At 68.1% G+C, this 15,604-nt stretch carries 13 protein-coding genes; 4 read left to right on the forward strand and 9 right to left on the reverse strand.

The window, feature by feature from the left end:
- Positions 1-61: 61 nt before the first annotated feature.
- The 6 genes from hpf to KF708C_RS00680 form a co-directional block, all read right to left on the reverse strand.
- The gene (gene hpf, locus KF708C_RS00655) at positions 62-412 is read right to left on the reverse strand and encodes a ribosome hibernation-promoting factor, HPF/YfiA family (protein WP_020202670.1); all 351 of its coding nucleotides are present in this window, start codon (positions 410-412) and stop codon (positions 62-64) included.
- A gap of 49 nt (positions 413-461) precedes the next feature.
- The gene (locus KF708C_RS00660; RefSeq protein ID WP_020202671.1) at positions 462-1,937 is read right to left on the reverse strand and encodes an RNA polymerase factor sigma-54; all 1,476 of its coding nucleotides are present in this window, start codon (positions 1,935-1,937) and stop codon (positions 462-464) included.
- 133 nt (positions 1,938-2,070) lie between these two features.
- Positions 2,071-2,859 carry an LPS export ABC transporter ATP-binding protein gene (gene lptB / locus KF708C_RS00665; protein ID WP_020202672.1) on the reverse strand — a complete coding sequence of 263 codons (789 nt, stop codon included), beginning with the start codon at positions 2,857-2,859 and terminating at the stop codon, positions 2,071-2,073.
- Between the two features lie 34 nt (positions 2,860-2,893).
- Positions 2,894-3,538 carry a lipopolysaccharide transport periplasmic protein LptA gene (gene lptA, locus KF708C_RS00670; protein ID WP_059410408.1) on the reverse strand — a complete coding sequence of 215 codons (645 nt, stop codon included), beginning with the start codon at positions 3,536-3,538 and terminating at the stop codon, positions 2,894-2,896.
- A 92-nt stretch (positions 3,539-3,630) separates the two neighbouring features.
- Entirely contained in the window at positions 3,631-4,263 is a 633-nt protein-coding gene (lptC, locus tag KF708C_RS00675; RefSeq protein WP_059410409.1) for an LPS export ABC transporter periplasmic protein LptC, read from the reverse strand.
- 15 nt (positions 4,264-4,278) lie between these two features.
- Positions 4,279-5,262 (reverse strand): KpsF/GutQ family sugar-phosphate isomerase, encoded by a 984-nt coding sequence (locus KF708C_RS00680; protein ID WP_059410446.1) that lies wholly within the window; start codon positions 5,260-5,262, stop codon positions 4,279-4,281.
- A gap of 153 nt (positions 5,263-5,415) precedes the next feature.
- Between KF708C_RS00680 and KF708C_RS00685 the strand changes: the two genes are divergently transcribed.
- Complete coding sequence (locus KF708C_RS00685) at positions 5,416-7,395, forward strand: cation:proton antiporter domain-containing protein (protein WP_020202676.1); 1,980 nt, start codon at positions 5,416-5,418, stop codon at positions 7,393-7,395.
- 46 nt (positions 7,396-7,441) lie between these two features.
- Here the strand turns inward: KF708C_RS00685 and KF708C_RS00690 are convergent, their stop codons facing one another.
- Complete coding sequence (locus tag KF708C_RS00690) at positions 7,442-7,834, reverse strand: ribbon-helix-helix domain-containing protein (protein WP_020202677.1); 393 nt, start codon at positions 7,832-7,834, stop codon at positions 7,442-7,444.
- A gap of 63 nt (positions 7,835-7,897) precedes the next feature.
- Positions 7,898-8,476 (reverse strand): DJ-1/PfpI family protein, encoded by a 579-nt coding sequence (locus KF708C_RS00695; RefSeq protein WP_020202678.1) that lies wholly within the window; start codon positions 8,474-8,476, stop codon positions 7,898-7,900.
- A gap of 216 nt (positions 8,477-8,692) precedes the next feature.
- Here KF708C_RS00695 and KF708C_RS00700 point away from each other — a divergent pair, with 216 nt between their 5' ends.
- The 3 genes from KF708C_RS00700 (at position 8,693) to KF708C_RS00710 (ending at position 11,862) form a co-directional block, all read left to right on the forward strand.
- The gene (locus KF708C_RS00700; RefSeq protein ID WP_059410410.1) at positions 8,693-9,265 is read left to right on the forward strand and encodes an adenine phosphoribosyltransferase; all 573 of its coding nucleotides are present in this window, start codon (positions 8,693-8,695) and stop codon (positions 9,263-9,265) included.
- Positions 9,266-9,305: 40 nt separating this feature from the next.
- Entirely contained in the window at positions 9,306-9,920 is a 615-nt protein-coding gene (locus KF708C_RS00705) for a LysE family translocator (RefSeq protein WP_059410411.1), read from the forward strand.
- A 259-nt stretch (positions 9,921-10,179) separates the two neighbouring features.
- Entirely contained in the window at positions 10,180-11,862 is a 1,683-nt protein-coding gene (locus KF708C_RS00710; protein ID WP_029043536.1) for a Na/Pi cotransporter family protein, read from the forward strand.
- Positions 11,863-12,639: 777 nt separating this feature from the next.
- Here KF708C_RS00710 and uvrA read toward each other — a convergent pair.
- Complete coding sequence (gene uvrA, locus KF708C_RS00720) at positions 12,640-15,504, reverse strand: excinuclease ABC subunit UvrA (protein ID WP_059410413.1); 2,865 nt, start codon at positions 15,502-15,504, stop codon at positions 12,640-12,642.
- Positions 15,505-15,604: the final 100 nt, after the last annotated feature.

Here is a 15,604-nt window from a genome sequence, read left to right on the forward strand (position 1 = left end):
CGGCTTGTTCTGGTTCAAGGGACTGACACCGGCGGCCCCCTTGGCGGGCCGCCAGGCACGGTCATTGCTGCATCTGCGATGCGGCCATCTGGTACTTGACCGCGTCGCGGTCGTGGCTCTGCACGCGATCCTTGTGGCGAATCACCTGCCGGTCGAGCTTGTCGACCAGTGCGTCGATGGCGGCATACAGGTCTTCGTGATGCGCCTCGACAAAGATGTCCTTGCCCTTGAGATGTAGATTGATTTCCGCATACTGCCGCCGGTCCTTTTCTTTTGTATTGTCGACAGAGAGCAGCACGCTTACGCCAATGACTTGATCGAAATGCCTGACGATACGCTCCAGTTTCGTTTCCACGTACTCACGCAGCGGGGGCGTGATGTCCAAGTGGTGTCCACTGATCTTGAAGTTCATAGCGTTTCTCCTTCTGAAAGAGCCACACCAGGCAGGCGGTGCGGCTCGGCTACAAAGTCTTGCGGAGATTGACGGCAGGGATTTTCAGCGCTTCGCGGTATTTGGCCACGGTTCGCCGGGCCACCACGAAGCCTTGCTCGCCGAGCAGTTCGGCGATCCTGCTGTCCGACAGGGGGTTCCTAGGGTCTTCGGCTCCTATGAGTTGCTTGATCAACGCCCTGATTGCCGTTGATGAGGCCGCGCCGCCGGTTTCCGTGGATACGTGACTGCCGAAGAAGTACTTCAGCTCGAAAGTCCCCATCGGCGTTGCCATGTATTTATTGGTTGTCACCCGAGAGATGGTGGACTCGTGTAAACCCAGTGTATCGGCAATCTCCCGCAAAACCAAGGGGCGCATCGCAATTTCCCCGTGGGTGAAGAAGTTCTTTTGACGTTCGACAATCGCTTGTGCGACGCGCAATATGGTGTCGAAGCGCTGCTGGATATTCTTGATGAGCCAGCGCGCTTCCTGCAGCTTCTGCTGCAGCCCGGCCGCGCCGGAGTCGCCTTTTGCGCCGCGCAGGATCTGCGCGTACATGTCGTTGATGCGTAGCCGCGGCATCACATCCGGGTTGAGCTGCGCGATCCAGCCGCCGCTCATTTTCCGCACGAACACGTCGGGCACGACGAAGTCGGCCTCGGGGCGGCTGTAGGCATGGCCGGGGTAGGGCGCGAGCGAGCGGATCAGCTCGTGCGCGGCCTTGAGGTCGGCCTCGTCGACCTGCAGCGCCTTCTTCAGGCGCGTGTAGTCGCGTACCGCGAGCAGTTCGAGATGGCTGGTGACGATGGTCAGGGCCAGCTCGCGCTGCGGATGCTTGAGCCGGCGCAGCTGCAGCGCCAGGCATTCGGCGGCGTTGCGCGCGCCCACGCCGGCGGGGTCGAAGCTCTGCAGCAGCGTGAGGATGGCGTGCACCTCGTCGAGCTCGAATTCGAGCTCCTCGGGCAGCTCCGTGCAGATTTCCTCGAGCGAGGCGCTCAGGTAGCCGTCGTCGTCGAGCGACTCGATCAGGAAGATGGCCAGGCCCTTGTCGCGCATGGAGATCTTCAGCGGGGCGAGCTGCTCCATCAGGTGCTCGCGCAGCGTGGGCTCCGCGTCGCGCAACTGCATCGGGGTCTTTTCGTCCTCGTCGCCCTGCGGGCGGCGGGCGAAGTCGTCCAGGCTCCAGTCGTTGCCGTAGTCCTCGCCGCTGTCGCTGTAGCTGTCCTCGCTGTCGGCGGCGCCGTCGGCGCGGTTCTCGCTGGTGCCCTGGCCGTCGGCGGGGGCCGGGGCGGGCGCGCTCTGCAGGTTGACCGAGCCGTCGGCGGCCACGCGCAGCGGGCTTTCGATCCAGTCGTTCTCGCGTTCGAGCAGCGGATTCTCGGTCAGGGCCTGTTCCACTTCCTGCTGCAGTTCGAGCGTGGACAGTTGCAGCAGGCGGATCGACTGCTGGAGTTGCGGCGTGAGCGCGAGATGTTGCGAGAGGCGGAGCTGTAGCGACGGTTTCATGCGAGCTATTTTATGCCCAACTTCCGTACTGGTGGAACGGAAATTGCTATCGCTGGCGTCGCCGTGATCGTTTGCGGGGCGAAAGGCGGCATGAACGCCGCCTCGCGGGTGTCCCCGCGTGCCCCTCCCGCGGCTACATGCGGAAGTTCTCGCCCAGGTAGACCTTGCGCACCGACTCGTTGGCGATGATGTCTTCCGGCTGCCCGGACGCCAGCACCGTGCCTTCGCTGATGATGTAGGCGTGGTCGCAGATGCCCAGGGTCTCGCGCACGTTGTGGTCGGTGATCAGCACGCCGATGTTGCGCGCCTTGAGGAAGCTGACGATGCGCTGGATCTCGCCCACCGCGATCGGGTCCACGCCGGCGAACGGCTCGTCGAGCAGGATGAAGCGCGGCGCGGAGGCCAGCGCGCGCGCGATTTCCACGCGGCGGCGCTCGCCGCCCGACAGCGACAGCGCCGGGTTGTCGCGCAGGTGGGCGATCTGCAGGTCGTCGAGCAGGGTGTCCAGGCGCCGCTCGATTTCGGCCTTGGCCAGCGGCTTGCCGTCGTGGACCTGCAATTCCAGCACGGCGCGGATGTTCTCCTGCACGTTGAGCTTGCGGAACACCGACGCTTCCTGCGGCAGGTAGGACAGGCCCATGCGGGCGCGCTCGTGGATGGCCAGGCCGCTGATGTGCTTGTCGTCGAGCACGATGTCGCCCTCGTCCAGCGCCACCAGCCCGACGATCATGTAGAACGAGGTGGTCTTGCCCGCGCCGTTGGGGCCGAGCAGGCCCACCACCTCGCCGCTCTTCACGTCGAGCGACACGTCCTTGACCACCGTGCGCGAGCCGTAGCGCTTCTTCAGGTGGCGCACGACGAGCGTGCTGCTTTCGGTCAGGACGTTGGTCGCGGACGACGGTTCGGTCAGGGTAGCGGTCATGAAGGCGTGAATCCGTGGGTCGGCTGTGGCGGGGTCAGGGGGCGGCGGGGGCCGGCGCGGGCTTGAGCGGCAGCGGGCTGGCGGCGGCACCGCTGGCGGGCTGCTCCTGGCGCGGCGACAGCACCGCGCGCACGCGCCCGGACGGGCTGCCCGCGGTGGCGTTGTCGGTGCCGCCGGTGGCCGTGTAGAACTCGTTGCGGCTGTCGTAGGTAATCACCGCGCCGCGGATCTCGTCGATCAGCTTGGCGCCGGCCAGACGCGCCATGCGGGCGTGGCCGATCAGCTTGGACAGGTCCTGCTTGCCGTCGGACTCGATGCGGTCGCCCCAGCCGTCGATGTATTCGTCGACGTTGTCGCGCTTCTGGCGGATGTAGGCCTGCCTGCCGCCCTTGGAGGTGGCCACCGCGTACTGGTAGCCCTCGGGGTCGGTGCGCACTTCCGCCGCGTCCGACTTCAGCACCATCGTGCCCTTGGTCAGCACCACGTTGCCGGTCAGTACGTACACCTGCTTGACGTCGTCGTAGCTGGCGTTGTCGGCCTCCAGCACCAGCGGCTTGTCGCGGTCGGCCTTCTCGGCGCGGGCCGGCGCGGCCAGCGCCAGGCCGAGGAGGGCCGCGGCCGTCATCAGGGCAGCCGTGCCGCGGCGGCGACAGGACGATGTCGTCAGGAATGGATTCATATTGGCGTGGTGGCGGTTGGCGCGGACGGCTGTGGCCCGCGGGCGGCTTCGTTTCTCTGGCGGTTTCCGGGTGGGGCCACGTCAGGCTCCGCTCACGGCCTGGCCGCGGGGCTGGCCGGCGGCGGGACCGTGATGATGGTGCCGTGTACGTTACCCAGCAATTGTACTTCGCGGGTGACGTTGTTGAAGACGAGCCCGTTGGCGGTCATCACGGAAGGCCCGCGCGTGAGCTTGACGGCCTTGTCGGTCTTGACGATGTCGTCGTTGACCAGCACCTGGAAATACTCGGAGGCGGCCGTCATGGGCGGGTCCTTGGACGGGTCGGGCCCCTGCGCGCGCACGATCAGGGCGTTGCCGAACAGGTCCACCACCGAGCCCTCGGCGTTCATGGTGCCGCGGTCGGCATGGCCCGTGACCGGCGGGCGGCCGATCTCGTAGGCGCGCATGGCCGGCCTGGTCACTTCGTAGGTCTGGTCGTCGGCGAAGTGGATCATCTTGTCGCCGGTGAAGCGCATCTTGGTGTTGCCGTCCTCGGCCAGCTCGGTGGCCGAGAAGCGGACCATGTAGTAGTCCGGCTCGTGCTTGGCGCCGACCGGCCCGGCGGGCGCCTCGCGCGGCGAATTGACCTGCACCAGCCAGAACGTGCTGCCGGCCACCAGCGCCATCAGCAGCAGGGGCAGCAGCCGCATGCCGAGCCGGCCGAGGGAGGACAGGAATTCCCGCATGTGTCGTGGCCGGCCTCAGATGACCTTGGCGCGGGTCAGGTCGTGGATGTGCAGCGCGCCCACCAGGCGGCCGTCGGCGTCGACCACCAGCATCTGGTTGATGCGGTTGGCCTCCATCACCTGCACCGCTTCCACGGCGAGCTGGTCCGGGCCCACGGCGTGGGGCGAGCGGTGCATGACCTCGCTGATCGGCATGGTCTTCCAGTCGCGCGGCGTCTCCAGCAGGCGGCGCAGGTCGCCGTCGGTGAACACGCCGATCAGGCGCTCGTCCGGGTCCACCACGGCGGTCATGGCCATGCCCTTGCGGGTGATTTCCATCAGCGCCTGGGCCAGCGGCGTGTTTTCGCGCACCTTGGGCACGGCGTTGCCGCTGCGCATGACGTCGCGCACGTGCGTGAGCAGCTTGCGCCCGAGCGCGCCGCCCGGGTGCGAGCGGGCGAAGTCTTCCTCGCCGAAGCCGCGCGCGTCCAGCACCGCCACCGCCAGCGCGTCGCCCATCGCCAGCGCGGCGGTGGTGCTCGCGGTCGGCGCCAGGTTGAGCGGGCAGGCTTCCTTCTCGACGCCGGCATTGAGGTGGGCGTCGGCCAGCTTGGCCAGCGCCGATTCCGGGTTGCCCGTCACCGAGATCAGCTTGGCGCCGATGCGCTTGACGATCGGGACGATCGACAGCAGCTCGGCGGTCTCGCCGGAATTGGAGAAGGCGATCAGCACGTCGTCGCGCGTGACCATGCCGAGGTCGCCGTGGCTGGCCTCGGCGGGGTGCACGAAGAACGAGGGCGTGCCGGTCGAGGCCAGCGTGGCCGCCACCTTGCGCCCGATGTGCCCGGACTTGCCCATGCCCGACACCACCACCCGGCCGGTGCACCCGAGCGTGAGCTCGACGGCGCGCGCGAACTCGCCGTCCAGGCGGCCCGCGAGGGCGGCAACGGCTTCGGCTTCGATCTGGAGCGTGTCGCGGGCGAGCCGAAGTGCTCGATCCGCATTGAAATTAGCTATCATGGCGACGAAGTATACCAACGAATGCGATGGCGCTTTGGCTGTTCCGGGGATCGGGGCGGCCGTTGCGGCTGCCGCGCCTGCCGCAACCCGCCGGCAGGGCCGCCCGCGCCGGGCCTGGCCCTGGCGCGGGACGGCGCACCCAGACCCCTTTCGATGCATTCTCCGCTGGACCTGACTCTCGTGCTGCTGGCCGCCGCCGTGTTTGGCGTGGTCGCTTTCCGCATGCTGCAATTGCCGCCGATGCTGGGCTACCTGGCGGTCGGCATCCTGATCGGGCCGCACGCGCTCGGGCTGGCCAGCGATACCGCGCAGACCAAATACCTGGCCGAATTCGGCGTGGTCTTCCTGATGTTCTCGATCGGGCTGGAGTTCAGCCTGGGCAAGCTCAAGGCCATGAAGCGCCAGGTGTTCGGCCTGGGCGGCTCGCAGGTGGTGCTGTCGATGCTGGCGGTGGTGCCGGCGAGCTGGCTGTTCAACTGGGCCTTCCCGCTGTCCTGGCAGGCCTCGGTGGCGCTCGGCGGGGCGCTGGCGATGTCGTCCACGGCCATCGTCTCCAAGATGCTGTCCGAGCGCCTCGAGCTGGAAAGCGAGCACGGGCGCAACATCATCAGCATCCTGCTGTTCCAGGACCTGGCCGTGGTGCCGCTGCTGATCGTGATCCCGGCGCTGTCGCGCGACCCCGGCGACCTGGTCATGGCGCTGGTGCTGGCCACGGTGAAGATCGCGGTGGCGCTGAGCGTGATCTTCTTCCTCGGCCAGAAAGTGATGAGCCGGTGGTTCCACGTGGTGGCCGCGCGCCGCTCGCAGGAACTGTTCATGCTCAACCTGCTGCTGGTCACGCTGGGCATGGCGGCGCTGACCGAGCGGCTCGGGCTGTCGATGGCGCTGGGCGCCTTCATGGCCGGCATGCTGATCTCCGAGACGCCCTACCGCCACCAGGTGGAAGAAGACATCAAGCCGTTCCGCGACGTGCTGCTGGGGCTGTTCTTCGTCACCATCGGCATGCTGCTCAACATCCACGTGGTGCTGGACCACCTGTGGCTGGTGCTGGCGCTGCTGGTGGTGCCGATCCTGTTCAAGCTGCTGCTGATCGCCGGGCTGGCGCGCCTGTTCGGCTCGCGCCAGGGCGTGGCGATCCGCACCGGGCTGGGGCTGGCGCAGGCCGGCGAGTTCGGCTTCGTGCTGCTCAACCAGATCGACGGCCTCAACCTGGTGGACCCGGTGCTGACCCAGGTCATCCTGGCCTCGATGCTGCTCTCCATGCTGGCCGCGCCGTTCCTGATCCAGTACAGCGACGCCATCGTGCTGCGCTTCGCCGCCAACGAATGGCTGATGCAGTCGCTGAACATGACGCGCATCGCCGTGCAGAGCCTGCAGACCGAGAAGCACGCCATCATCTGCGGCTTCGGCCGCAGCGGGCAGAACCTCGCGCGCATGCTGGAGCGCGAGGGCATCACCTACGTGGCGCTCGACCTCGACCCCGACCGCGTGCGCGAGGCCGCCGGCGCCGGCGACACCGTGGTGTACGGCGACGCGGGCCGGCGCGAGGCGCTGATCGCCGCCGGCCTGCACCGCGCCGCGGCGGTCATCATCACCTACGCCAACACGCCGTCGGCGCTCAAGGTGCTGCACCACGTGCAGGAGCTCGCGCCGGCGCTGCCGGTGATCGTGCGCACGGTGGACGACTCGGAACTCGGCGTGCTGCAGAAGGCCGGCGCCACCGAGGTGGTGCCGGAGATCATCGAGGGCAGCCTGATGCTGGCCTCGCACGCGCTGGTGCTGCTGGGCGTGCCGATGCGGCGCGTGGTGCGCGGCGTGCAGCAGGCGCGCGACGCGCGCTACAGCCTGCTGCGCGGCTACTTCCACGGCCGCGACGACGACGAGGACATGGTGGAGCGCGAGTCGGTGCGGCTGTGCTCGGTCTCGCTCGGGCCGGACGCCACCGCGCTCGGGCGCAGCCTCGGCACGCTCGGGCTGGAGCGCATCGGCGTGGAGGTGACGGCGGTGCGCCGGCGCGGCATCCGCGCGTTCGACCCGCAGCCCGAGACCGTGCTGGAGCCGGGCGACATCGTGGTCCTGCGCGGCCAGCCCGAGGCGCTGGAAGCGGCGGAAAAGCGCATGCTGACGGGCTGATGCCCGCCGTCAGGCAAATGCGCGGATCGCGGTCAGCTACCTACCGTCAGGCCGCCGCGCGCGGCGCGGCCGTGGCGCTCGCCGCGCCGTCGGCCCACGACGGCGGCAGGCCTTCGAGCACCGAGCGCGCGTCGAGCGAGCGGATCGGCACCAGCGGGTCGGCCGGGATGCGGCCCTCGCCCTGCAGCATCAGGTAGCGCAGGCAGCACACGCGCAGGAAGGACGTGAAATTGGCCGCCTCGCCCCGGTAGGCCACCAGTTCGTCGTGCAGCCGCGTGATCAGCTGGCCCACGCTCATGGCGTCGCGCCGGGCCAGCGTTTCCAGCACTTCCCAGAACAGGCTTTCCAGGCGGATGCTGGTGGCCACGCCATGCAGCCGCAGCGAGCGCGACTGGCACAGATACGACTCCGGATTGGCCCGGATGAAGATTTCGCACATGGGAGACTCCCGTTCGGCGCGGCCGGCGGGCAACGCAAGCACGCGGGCCGCCTCCGGCAGCCTCTAATGTACGATCCGGGTGCCCAGCACCGCAAGGAACTGCGCCAGCCAGGCCGGGTGCGCCGGCCATGCCGGGGCGGTCACGAGGTTGCCGTCGGTATGGGCCTGGTCCACCGGGATGTCGGCGTACTTGCCGCCGGCCAACCGCACTTCCGGCGCGCAGGCCGGGTAGGCCGAGCAGGTGCGCCCTTCCAGCACGCCCGCGGCGGCCAGCAGTTGCGCGCCGTGGCAGACCGCGGCGATCGGCTTGCCGGCGCCGGCGAAGTGGCGCACGATCTCCAGCACGCGCTCGTTCAGGCGCAGGTATTCGGGGGCGCGCCCGCCCGGGATCACCAGCGCATCGTAGGCGGCGGGATCGACCTCGGCGAAGGTCGCGTTGAGCGCGAAGTTGTGGCCGCGCTTCTCGCTGTAGGTCTGGTCGCCCTCGAAGTCATGGATGGCGGTCGCGCAGCTCGCGCCGGCCTTCTTGTCCGGGCAGACCGCGTGCACCGTGTGGCCGACCATCTGGAGCGCCTGGAACGGCACCATCGTTTCGTAGTCCTCGGCGTAGTCGCCGACCAGCATCAAGATCTTTTTTGCCATCGCGGTCTCCTGTATGGTTACGGGTGCCCGGCGGGGCGCACGCGCGGACGGACCGCGCGCCCGGCCCGCCCGGCGCGAGCCCATTGTGTTGCCGTTCGCGGCCGCCCGGGTAGTAACCCATTACCGCATCCTGTCCCGCAGCCTGTTCCGCACCCCTCCGGCATCCGGCCACCGCGGCCGGCCTGCCGGGCCGGCAGGCCGCACCAACGAGTTCCCATGCCCAATACCACCATCCAGTCGTCCGCCCTCGGCCACGTCACCGAATACCTGCGCGAGCGGATCCGCACCGTGCCCGACTGGCCGCAGCCCGGCGTGATGTTCCGCGACATCACCCCGCTGCTGCAGGACCCCAAGACCCTGCGCGTGCTGATCGACGTCTTCGTCCACCGCTACATGGACGCCCGCCTGGACCTGGTCGCCGGCATCGACGCGCGCGGCTTCATCCTCGGCGCGATCGTCGCCTACGAGCTCAACCTCGGCTTCGTGCCGATCCGCAAGAAGGGCAAGCTGCCGTTCCAGACCGTGTCCGAGGAATACGAGCTCGAATACGGCAGCGCCACCGTCGAGATCCACGCCGACGCCTGCAAGCCCGGCGACCGCGTGCTGCTGATCGACGACCTGATCGCCACCGGCGGCACCATGATGGCCGGGCGCAAGCTGCTCGAGCGCCTGGGCGCCACCGTGGTGGAGGGCGCGGCCATCGTCGACCTGCCCGAGCTGGGCGGCTCGCGCCTGCTGCTCGACAGCGGGCTGCCGCTGTTTACCGTGTGCCGCTTCGACGGGCACTGAAGCCGGGCGCGCGCCTGAATCAATCACCGGAGCCTCTGCCATGCCGGATCTGCTGCTGTTCCTCGTCACCTCGGTCGCCATCACGCTGGCGCCCGGGCCCGACAACCTCCAGGTGCTGGCGCGCGGCATGGCGCAGGGGCGCCGCGCCGGCGTGGTGGCGGCGCTCGGCTTCGCCTCGGGCTGCCTGTTCCACACCGTGGTGGCCGCGGTCGGGCTGGCGGCGGTGCTGCGCTCCTCGCCGCTGGCGTTCCAGTGCATCAAGTTCGCCGGCGCGGCCTACCTGATCTGGATCGGCATCCAGGCGCTGCGCTCGCGCGGCGCGCTCGGCCGGGGCGCCGACGCGCCGGCGGTGCCGCTGGCGCGGGTGTTCCGCCAGAGCGTGCTGGCCAACCTGATGAACCCCAAGGTGACGCTGTTCTTCCTGGTGTTCCTGCCGCAGTTCGTGCGCGCCGACGCCGCCCACGCGGGCTGGCAGATGCTGCTGCTGGGCATGGTGTTCATGCTGCAGACGGCGGTGGTGTTCTCGCTGTTCGGGCTGTTCGCCGGCGTGCTGGGCGACTGGCTCCGGCACCGGCCGCGCGCGGGCCGCTGGCTCGACCGCGTGGCCGGCGCCATCTTCGTGGCGCTCGGCGTCAAGGTCGCGCTGCCGGCCTGAACGCGCGCGGGCGGCCCGGCGCCGCCGCGTTGCGCCGCGTGCCCACGCCCTGTCCGCCCCCCGTCCGCGGCGTTGCCCGCCCATGCGTGGCGGCGCATAATGCCCTCTTGACAACGATACGATGGCCGGGCGGCACCTTGCGCCGGCATTTGCATCAGCTCCGGCATCAGCGCCGCGCCCGGCCCCGCGTCCGGCCCCGCATCTTCCGGCTCCTGCATCTGCCCTCGCAACGGCGGCACCGGTCACAAAAGGGCAGACCATGGGCGTTCTACTTCATTTGCTTTCCGGCGTGGCGCTGCTGGTGTGGGGCACCAACATCGTCAAGGTGGGCATCCTGCGCGTGTACGGCGCCAACCTGCGCCACGTGCTCTCCTCCAGCATCGCCAACCGTTTCACGGCGTTCGCCGCCGGCCTCGGCGTGACCGGGCTGGTACAGAGCAGCAACGCCACCGCGGTGATCGTCAGCTCCTTCGTCGGCCAGGGCCTGATCGCCGTGGCGCCGGCGCTGGCCATCATGCTGGGCGCCAACGTGGGCACCGCGGTGATGGTGCAGGTGTTCTCGCTGGACCTGTCGTGGCTGTCGCCGCTGCTGATCTTCGTCGGCGTGATCCTGCACCTGAGCTGGAAGGGCAACAAGCCCGGCCACGTCGGCCGCGTGCTGATCGGCCTGGGGCTCATCACGCTGGCGCTCGAGCTGATCTCCATCGCCACCCGGCCGGTGGTGCAGGCCGCCGGCGTCAAGGTGCTGTTCGGCACGCTGACCGGCGACCCCACGCTGGACATGCTGGTCGGCGCCTTCCTCACCATCCTGTGCTATTCCAGCCTGGCGGTGGTGCTGTTCTGCGGCGCGCTGGCCTCGGCCGGCGTGGTCTCGCTGCACGTGGCGATGGCGCTGGTGCTGGGCGCCAACCTCGGCTCCGGCATCTCCGCGCTGCTGACCACCTCGGGCAACAACCAGCCCGGCAAGCGCGTCACGCTGGGCAACCTGCTGTCGCGCCTGCTCGGCTGCGTGATCGCGCTGCCGCTGCTGGGACAGGCCGAGCGCCTGCTGGCGCTGCTCGACGCCGATCCGCAGCGGCTGGTGGTCAACTTCCACCTGCTCTTCAACGTGGCGCTGGCGGTGCTGCTGCTGGGCGCCACCGGCCCGCTCGCGCGCCTGTGCGAAGCGGTGCTGCCGGGGCGCAACACCGGCGACAGCCAGGTCACGCCGCGCCACCTCGACGCCGCCGCGCTGACCACGCCCACGCTGGCGCTGTCCAACGCCGCGCGCGAAGTGCTGCGCATCGGCGACCGCATCGAGCAGATGCTCGACAACATGCTGCGCGTGCTGCGCACCAATGACGCCAAGCTGGCCACCGCCACCTGCCGCATCGACGACGAGGTCGACGACCTCTACACCGCGATCAAGCTCTACCTCACCCAGATCAGCCTGGAAGCGCTGGACGAGCGCGACGGCCGCCGCTGGACCGAGATCATCTCGCTCACCATCAACCTCGAGCATGCCGGCGACATCATCGAGCGCATCCTGCTCGACGCGCGCGAGAAGAAGATCGCCCACAACCTGGCGTTCTCGGAAGCGGGCATGGAGGAAATCGCGCAGATGCACGCGCGCGTGGTGGCGAACCTGCGGCTGGGGTTGTCGGTGTTCCTCTCCGGCGACCTCAAGAGCGCGCAGCAGCTCATGAGCGAGAAAGCCACCTTCCGCGAACTGGAGCGCCGGTTCGCGCGCAACCACCTGCAGCGCATTGCGGTGCAGACCGCGGAGAGCATCGAGACCAGCTCGCTGCATCTCGACATCATCAGCAATCTCAAGCGGCTCAATTCGCTGTTCTGCGCCACGGCGTATCCGGTGCTGGAGGAAGCGGGGGTGCTGAATCGGAGCCGGATGAAGGAGGATGATGGGGAGCCGCCGGTGGGGGTGGTGTCTTCGGCGGGGGTTTGAGGTTGATGGGGGGGAAGGTTTTGGAGGTCTAAAGTCAAAGTCAAAGTCAAAGGCTTTCGCTCCTCCGGAGCGACCTACTTTCTTTTGTCCGAAAAGAAAGTAGGCCAAGAAAGCGGACTGCCTGGCCGGCAGGGGCAGAAACGTTGGGATTTCTCTTGTTGGTGGTTTCGTGGTGGGGCCTGCGGTTCTGCTGGGATCCTGCCGTTACCGGTGCGAGCGGCCACGATCTGGCTGGCGGTATGGGTTTCGGGGTCAGACCTATGATGGCGGGCGCACTGCTGGTTCGGGCATCTGCCGTTACCGGTTTTGGCGGTCACGGCGTAGCACCCTCGTGTTTTCGTGGTGGGCGTGGTGGACCGGGGCGCGGGTGTTGGCGGGTACGCGCTCGAATAGGGACCACCGCGCCCACCACGAAACCAGCACCATCTCTATGACGAGCCCATCCGCCCCGGTCGCGGCAGCAGCCCGAAGGGCCTGGACCAACGCCATCATGCAGCGCCACCACGAATCCAATTTCGTTTGCGACGCCGCAGGCGAGCAAACCGGTAGCGTCAGCAGTCTCATCGAAGCCAACGCGCGCACCACGAAACCACCACCAACCATAAGGTCTGAGTGCCCAGCCCCCCTGCAAGGGGTCTGCTTTCTTTGGTTACTTTCTTTTCAGACAAAAGAAAGTGACTGGCAGCCCCGCGCAGCGGGGATGTCATACGGCCGTTGGGTTCAAGCACCAACAACCGCCCGAGCCTCAAGGCCCACAACAGCCCGGACAAGGATCCCTCACCCCTTCGCCAACAACGGCGCCAAATACTTCCCCGTAAAACTAGCCCGACTCTTCGCCACCGTCTCCGGCGTCCCCTTGGCAATCACCTGTCCGCCGCCGGCGCCACCCTCCGGCCCCATGTCGAGCAGCCAGTCGGCGGTCTTGATGACGTCCAGGTTGTGTTCGATGATGACCACCGTATTCCCCTGGTCGCGCAGCTTGTGGATGACCTTGAGCAGCAGTTCGATGTCGTGGAAATGCAAGCCGGTGGTGGGTTCGTCGAGGATGTAGAGCGTGCGGCCGGTGTCGCGCTTGGACAGTTCCAGCGAGAGCTTCACGCGCTGCGCTTCGCCGCCGGACAGCGTGGTGGCGGACTGCCCCAGGCGGATATAGCCGAGGCCCACGTCGAGCAGCGTCTTGAGCTTGCGCCGCACCACCGGCACCGCGCTGAAGAACTCGTGCGCCTGCTCCACGGTCATGTCCAGCGTTTCGTGGATGTTCTTGCCCTTGTAGAGCACCTCCAGCGTCTCGCGGTTGTAGCGCTTGCCGTGGCACACGTCGCACGGCACGTACACGTCCGGCAGGAAGTGCATTTCCACCTTGAGCACGCCGTCGCCCTGGCAGGCTTCGCAGCGCCCGCCCTTGACGTTGAACGAGAAGCGGCCCGGGTCGTAGCCGCGTTCCTTGGCGGCGGGCACGCCGGCGAACAGTTCGCGGATGGGCGTGAACAGGCCGGTGTAGGTGGCGGGGTTGGAGCGCGGGGTGCGGCCGATCGGGCTCTGGTCGACGTTGATGACCTTGTCGAAGTGTTCCAGCCCCTCGATGCGGTCGTGCGGCGCGGGCTCGGCCGTGGAGCCGTACAGGTGGCGCGCCACCGCGTGGTAGAGCGTGTCGTTGATCAGCGTGGACTTGCCCGAGCCGGACACGCCGGTCACGCAGGTCAGCAGGCCCACCGGGATTTCCGCGCTGACGTTGCGCAGGTTGTTGCCGGTGGCGTTGACGATGCGCAGCAGCTTGTCGTCGTCGGGCGCGGTGCGCGTGGGCGGCACCTCGATGCGGCGCGCGCCGGACATGTACTGCCCGGTCAGCGAGTTGGGCGACTGCTCGATCTGCGCCGGCGTGCCCTCGGCCACGATCATGCCGCCGTGCACGCCCGCGCCGGGGCCGATGTCGACCACGTAGTCGCTGGCGCGGATCATGTCCTCGTCGTGCTCCACCACCAGCACCGAGTTGCCGATGTCGCGCAGGTGCTTGAGCGTGCCGATCAGGCGGTCGTTGTCGCGCTGGTGCAGGCCGATGGACGGCTCGTCGAGCACGTACATCACGCCGGTCAGGCCCGAGCCGATCTGCGAGGCCAGGCGGATGCGCTGCGCCTCGCCGCCCGAGAGCGTGTCCGCGCTGCGCTCGAGCGAGAGATAGTCCAGCCCGACGTTGTTGAGGAAGTTCAGCCGCGCGGTGATTTCCTTGACGATCTTGTCGGCGATCTCGCGCTTGGCGCCGTGCATGTCGAGCGTGAGGAAGTACGTCAGCGCGTCGCGCAGCGGCCAGCCGTTGATCTCGAAGATGGCGCGCGCCTGGTCGTTCTCGCCGAGCTTGACGTGGCGCGCCTCGGTGCGCAGCCGCGTGCCGTGGCAGGCCGGGCAGGCCTGGTTGTTCTGGTACTTGGCCAGTTCCTCGCGCACCGCGACCGAGTCGGTCTCGCGGTAGCGCCGCTCCAGGTTGGGGATGATGCCCTCGAAAGCGTGCTCGCGCACCGTGGTGCGGCCGCGCTCGTTCATGTAGGTGAACGGGATCTCCACCTCGCCCGAGCCGTGCAGCACCACTTCCTGCACCTCGGCCGGCAGGTCCTCGAAGGCCGTTTCCAGTTCGAAGTCGTAGTAGGCCGCCAGGCTTTGCAGCATCTGGAAGTAGAACTGGTTGCGGCGGTCCCAGCCCTTGATCGCGCCCGAGGCCAGCGACAGGTTGGGGAAGGCCACCACGCGCTTGGGATCGAAGAAGGTGATCTGGCCCAGGCCGTCGCAGCTCGGGCAGGCGCCCATCGGGTTGTTGAACGAGAACAGGCGCGGCTCGAGCTCCTGCAGCGAGTACGAGCAGATCGGGCAGGCGAACTTGGAGCTGAACACGTGCTCCTGGCCGCTGTCGATCTCCAGCGCCACGGCGCGGCCGTCGGCCAGCCGCAGCGCGGTCTCGAACGATTCCGCAAGGCGCTGCTTGATGTCGGCGCGCACCTTGACGCGGTCGACCACCACGTCGATCGAATGCTTCTCGGTCTTCTTCAGCTTGGGCAGCGCGTCCACCTCGTAGACCACCGCCGGCGCCTCGTGCGTGGTGCCGCCGCCCGAGCGGATGCGGAAACGCACGAAACCCTGCGCCTGCATGGTGTCGAACAGGTCGGAGTGCTCGCCCTTGCGGTTGGCCACCACCGGCGCCAGGATCATCAGCTTGGTGTCTTCCGGCAGCGCCAGCGCCGCGTCCACCATCTGCGACACGCTCTGCGCCTGCAGCGCCAGGTTGTGGTCGGGGCAGTAGGGCGTGCCGGCGCGCGCGAACAGCAGGCGCAGGTAGTCGTGGATCTCGGTGACGGTGCCGACCGTGGAGCGGGGGTTGTGGCTGGTTGCCTTCTGTTCGATGGAGATCGCGGGCGACAGGCCCTCGATCAGGTCCACGTCGGGCTTCTCCATCAGTTGCAGGAACTGGCGCGCGTAGGCCGACAGCGACTCCACGTAGCGGCGCTGGCCCTCCGCGTACAGGGTGTCGAAGGCCAGCGACGACTTGCCCGAACCGGACAGCCCGGTGATCACGATCAGCTTGTTGCGCGGCAGGTCGAGATTGATGTTCTTCAGGTTGTGGGTACGGGCACCACGGATTCTGATTTCTTCCATATACCGATTGTCTTCGCCAGGCGGGGCCGCCGGTCAGGTCGACAGGCCGGTCTCACGGAATTTCCAAGAAAAAAGCATGCCAGGCGCGGCTCCGGCGGCC

Source organism: Cupriavidus basilensis (assembly GCF_000876015.1).
Classification (GTDB): Bacteria; Pseudomonadota; Gammaproteobacteria; order Burkholderiales; family Burkholderiaceae; genus Cupriavidus; species Cupriavidus basilensis_B.

Excerpts from the sequence above, each read along its gene's own strand:
- lptA (WP_059410408.1), bottom strand. The coding sequence starts at position 3,538 with ATGAATCCATTCCTGACGACATCGTCCTGTCGCCGCCGCGGCACGGCT.
- KF708C_RS00690 (WP_020202677.1), bottom strand. The coding sequence starts at position 7,834 with ATGTGCGAAATCTTCATCCGGGCCAATCCGGAGTCGTATCTGTGCCAG.
- lptB (WP_020202672.1), bottom strand. The coding sequence starts at position 2,859 with ATGACCGCTACCCTGACCGAACCGTCGTCCGCGACCAACGTCCTGACC.
- KF708C_RS00685 (WP_020202676.1), top strand. The coding sequence starts at position 5,416 with ATGCATTCTCCGCTGGACCTGACTCTCGTGCTGCTGGCCGCCGCCGTG.
- KF708C_RS00695 (WP_020202678.1), bottom strand. The coding sequence starts at position 8,476 with ATGGCAAAAAAGATCTTGATGCTGGTCGGCGACTACGCCGAGGACTAC.
- KF708C_RS00710 (WP_029043536.1), top strand. The coding sequence starts at position 10,180 with ATGGGCGTTCTACTTCATTTGCTTTCCGGCGTGGCGCTGCTGGTGTGG.
- KF708C_RS00700 (WP_059410410.1), top strand. The coding sequence starts at position 8,693 with ATGCCCAATACCACCATCCAGTCGTCCGCCCTCGGCCACGTCACCGAA.
- lptC (WP_059410409.1), bottom strand. The coding sequence starts at position 4,263 with ATGCGGGAATTCCTGTCCTCCCTCGGCCGGCTCGGCATGCGGCTGCTG.
- uvrA (WP_059410413.1), bottom strand. The coding sequence starts at position 15,504 with ATGGAAGAAATCAGAATCCGTGGTGCCCGTACCCACAACCTGAAGAAC.
- KF708C_RS00660 (WP_020202671.1), bottom strand. The coding sequence starts at position 1,937 with ATGAAACCGTCGCTACAGCTCCGCCTCTCGCAACATCTCGCGCTCACG.
- KF708C_RS00705 (WP_059410411.1), top strand. The coding sequence starts at position 9,306 with ATGCCGGATCTGCTGCTGTTCCTCGTCACCTCGGTCGCCATCACGCTG.
- KF708C_RS00680 (WP_059410446.1), bottom strand. The coding sequence starts at position 5,262 with ATGATAGCTAATTTCAATGCGGATCGAGCACTTCGGCTCGCCCGCGAC.
- hpf (WP_020202670.1), bottom strand. The coding sequence starts at position 412 with ATGAACTTCAAGATCAGTGGACACCACTTGGACATCACGCCCCCGCTG.